The organism is Methylobacterium sp. WL116, assembly GCF_008039455.1.
Classification (GTDB): Bacteria; Pseudomonadota; Alphaproteobacteria; order Rhizobiales; family Beijerinckiaceae; genus Methylobacterium.
The window spans coordinates 1-3,550 of the sequence record NZ_VRUV01000477.1 but is presented as its reverse complement, the minus strand read 5'-3'; the positions used below and the strand labels follow the sequence as shown (position 1 = coordinate 3,550).

Below are 3,550 nucleotides of genomic sequence, written 5' to 3'. Positions count from 1 at the left end.
CGCGCCGCTCTCGACGATGCGCACGTGCACCGCCGGCCTGTGCTCGCGGCGGATCGGGTCGGTGTTGTCGTTCCGCGACTGCCGGGCGCCGACCTTGCGCGCAGGCCGGTTTCGCGCGCCTTTTCCGGCAGCCCTGGTGGATCGCGGGTGCGGCGCGCGTGAGCGTGAGGGGGAGACCGTCGATGCCGGAGGTCGTCCGGGACGCGGCGATCGCGCCATCCTCCGAGGCCGTGTCGACCGGGCTCCGGGCTCCCGACCGACGCCGTCGCCCTCGTGCTCCTGACGCTGGCCACCCTCGTCATACTGTGGCTGCTCGTGCGGACGCTGCTCGGCATCGCCCGCGGGGAGCTGCGCACGCCGTCGTCCTGACGCGCGGAGGCCTCGGGCGCCTCAGGCGGGCGGCCGGGAATAGTCCATCCGCTCCAAGTCCTCGATCAGGCCCCGGCCGGTCGGGTGCCAGCCGAGCCGGGCCCGCGTCAGCGCGCTGGAGGCCGGCATGTCGAGGCCGACGAACGCGGCGAGCCAGCCGAAATGCGCGGCGGCGTCTTCCGGCGCGAGGGCGACCGCCGGCAGCTTCAGGCCGCGGCCGATGGTCTGCGCGATGTCGCGGGCGGCGACGCCCTCCTCGGCGACCGCGTGGTAGCGGGCGCCCGCCTCCCGCCGCGCGAAGGCGAGCGCGTAGAGCCGGGCGACGTCGAGGACCGGCGCCGCCGCCCAGCGGTTGGCGCCGTCGCCGACATAGGCCGAGACGCCGGTCCGCCGGGCGAGGTCGATCATGTAGGTGATCAGCCCCTGCTTGACCGTGTCGTGCACCTGCGGAAGCCGCACCACCGACACGTTCACCCCCGCCTCCAGCAGCGCGGCCCCGGCGAGCTCGGAGGCGATGCGCGGGTTCGGGTGCGCGCGGTCGAAGACGTCCTCCCGGGCCGGGCCACCGCCGTCGGGACTCCCGATTCCCGCACCGGAGGTGATGAGCAGCGGCCGATCCGAGCCGGCAAGGGCGGCCCCCAGGGCCTCGATCGCCCGCCGGTCCTTGTCGCAATTGGCGACGAAGTTCGTGAAGTCGTCGTGGTCGAAGGCGGTGTGGATCACGCCGTCGGCCTGCGCGGCGCCGCGGCGCAGGCTGTCCGGGTCGTCAAGGGTGCCGCGATGCGGCTCGACCCCAACCTCGATCAGCTTGCGGGCGCCGGCCTCCGAGCGGGTCAACCCGAGCACCCGATGCCCGGACCGGAGCAGTTCCGGGACGATGGCCGAGCCGATGAAGCCGGTGGCGCCGGTGAGGAAGATGCGCATGCGATGCACTCCGCTGTGATCAGAGCGCCCCTTGTCGGCCCGCCGCCGATCCCGTTAAAGTCGTGACCGTATCCCGGTATACGTCCCAACAGGATCGCCATGCCCGCCCGTTCCGAACCCTCGCTGGGCGCCTACCTGCGGGATCGGCGCACCAAGCTCGATCCGGCCGCCCTCGGGTTCTCGGGCCGCCGTCGCACGCCGGGCCTGCGCCGGGAGGAGGTCGCCCAGCGCTCGAACATCAGCGCGACCTGGTACACCTGGCTGGAGCAGGGGCGCGGCGGCGCGCCCTCGGCGGACGTGCTGAACCGCATCGCCGCCGGGCTGATGCTGACCGAGCCCGAGCGCGAGCACGTCTTCATGCTGGCGCTGGGGCGTCCGCCCGAGGTCCGCTACCGGCCGCAGGAGGGGATCACGCCGCGCCTCCAGCGGTTGCTCGACACGCTGGAGGTCAGCCCGGCCCTGATCAAGACCGCGACCTGGGACGTCGTCGCCTGGAACCGCGCCGCCGCCGTCGTGATGACCGACTGGGAACCGCTGCCACCCGGCGAGCGCAACATCCTGCGCCGCATGTTCGGCGACCCGCGGGTGCGGACGGCGCAGCAGGATTGGGACAGCGTCGCCCGCTTCGTGGTCGGCGCGTTCCGGGCGGACGCGGTGCGGGCCGGCGCGGCCTCCGAGGTCGGCGAGCTGGTGGACGAGCTCTGCCGCACCAGCCCGGACTTCGCCGCCCTGTGGCGGGAGAACGACGTCCACGCCCACGGAGACGGGGTCAAGCGGCTCCGTCACCCCGTCCTGGGCCCGATCGAGCTGGAGTTCTCGACCTTCGCCGTGGACGGAAGACCGGATCTCGGCATGATCGTCTACAACCCGATCACCCCGGAGGTCCGCGAGCAGATCCGTGCGCTCGTTCATGCGCGGCAGGGCGAAAACGGCGCCGACGGGTCGCCGCCGAAGGCCGCGTAGTGCACGCGGCGCAGCTCCCGAACTCCGTGCGGCCCTTGCCGGGCCTCGTGCCGCCCCTGTCCGGAGGCCGGCCCTGACTGCGGACCTCTCCGCCTCCGAGGCCCGTCGCATCGCCCTCGTCGCCCAGGGCTTCGCCGCGGGCCGGCGCGCGGGACCCGTCTCCGCCGCGCGGATGCGCAACGAGATCGGCCGGCTCGGCCTGCTTCAGATCGACAGCGTGAACGTGCTGGTGCGGGCCCAGTACCTGCCGCTGTTCTCGCGCCTGGGCCCCTACGAGCGTGGGCTCCTCGACGCCCTGGCGGCCGACCGGCCGAAGCGGTTCTTCGAATATTGGGGGCACGAGGCCTCGCTCCTGCCGGTCGACCATCACCCCCTGCTGCGCTGGCGCATGGCCCGGGCCCTCGCCGGCCGCGGCCTGTGGCGGCGGCTCGAACCCTTCGCCGGGGCCAGGCGCGGCGAAGCCGAAGCCCTCCTCGCCCGCATCGAGACGGAGGGGCCGCTGGCCGCCTCCGACGTCGCGGGCAATCGGGCCTCGCAGGGCATGTGGGTGTGGAGCGCGGCCAAGCACGCGCTCGAATGGCTATTCTGGGCCGGCCTCGTCGCCTCGACGCACCGTCGCGGCAGCTTCGAGCGCGTCTACGACCTGCCCGAGCGCGTGCTTCCGCGCGCCGTCCTCGCGCATCCGACCCCGAGCGGCATCGACGCGCGGCGGGAGCTGATCGCACGCGCGGCGCGGGCGCTCGGCATCGCGACGGCGCAGGACCTGCGCGACTATTATCGCCTCGCGCCTGCCGATGCGCACCTGCCGATCGCGCAGCTGGTCGAGGACGGCACGCTGGTTCCGGCCCGGGTCCGCGGCTGGCCGCAGCCGGCCTACCGGCACAGGGAGGCGCGGCTCGGCCGACGGCTCGACGGCGCCGCGCTCCTGTCGCCCTTCGATCCACTGATCTGGCACCGGCCGCGGACCGAGCGGCTGTTCGGCTTCCGCTATCGGCTCGAGATCTACACGCCCGCTCACCAGCGCGAGCACGGCTACTACGTCCTGCCCTTCCTGATGGACGGCGCGCTCGTCGCCCGCGTCGACCTGAAGGCGAACCGCAGGATCGGCATGCTGGTCGTCCAGCGCGTGCACCTGGAGCACGATGCGCCCCCCGGCACCATGGACCGGCTGCTCGGGGAGCCGGAGCGGCAGAAGGCGGCTTGGAGCGTCGCCACCGTGGCGTTCGCGCTGTTCCAGGCCGGCGCCGCCTACGGGCTGTCCTTCGTCTTTGCGCACACGGCGGGCAACTACACG

Annotated in this window: 3 protein-coding genes; 2 read left to right on the top strand and 1 reads right to left on the bottom strand. The window is 73.7% G+C overall.

Annotation, left to right across the window (positions count from 1 at the left end; translation table 11 throughout):
• Positions 1-390: 390 nt before the first annotated feature.
• Positions 391-1,293, bottom strand: coding sequence for an SDR family oxidoreductase (locus FV223_RS23045; RefSeq protein ID WP_147729172.1), 903 nt, complete (start codon positions 1,291-1,293; stop codon positions 391-393).
• A gap of 99 nt (positions 1,294-1,392) precedes the next feature.
• On the opposite strand from FV223_RS23045, the gene FV223_RS23040 reads away from it, so the two are divergent.
• Both FV223_RS23040 and FV223_RS23035 read left to right on the top strand, forming a co-directional pair.
• Complete coding sequence (locus FV223_RS23040) at positions 1,393-2,256, top strand: helix-turn-helix transcriptional regulator (protein WP_147729171.1); 864 nt, start codon at positions 1,393-1,395, stop codon at positions 2,254-2,256.
• A gap of 172 nt (positions 2,257-2,428) precedes the next feature.
• The coding region (locus FV223_RS23035; protein ID WP_246689769.1) for a crosslink repair DNA glycosylase YcaQ family protein at positions 2,429-3,550 on the top strand (1,122 nt) is incomplete at its 3' end.

Bases quoted from the DNA above. Each gene is read 5' to 3' on its own strand.
- FV223_RS23040 (WP_147729171.1), top strand. From the start codon at position 1,393: ATGCCCGCCCGTTCCGAACCCTCGCTGGGCGCCTACCTGCGGGATCGG.
- FV223_RS23045 (WP_147729172.1), bottom strand. From the start codon at position 1,293: ATGCGCATCTTCCTCACCGGCGCCACCGGCTTCATCGGCTCGGCCATC.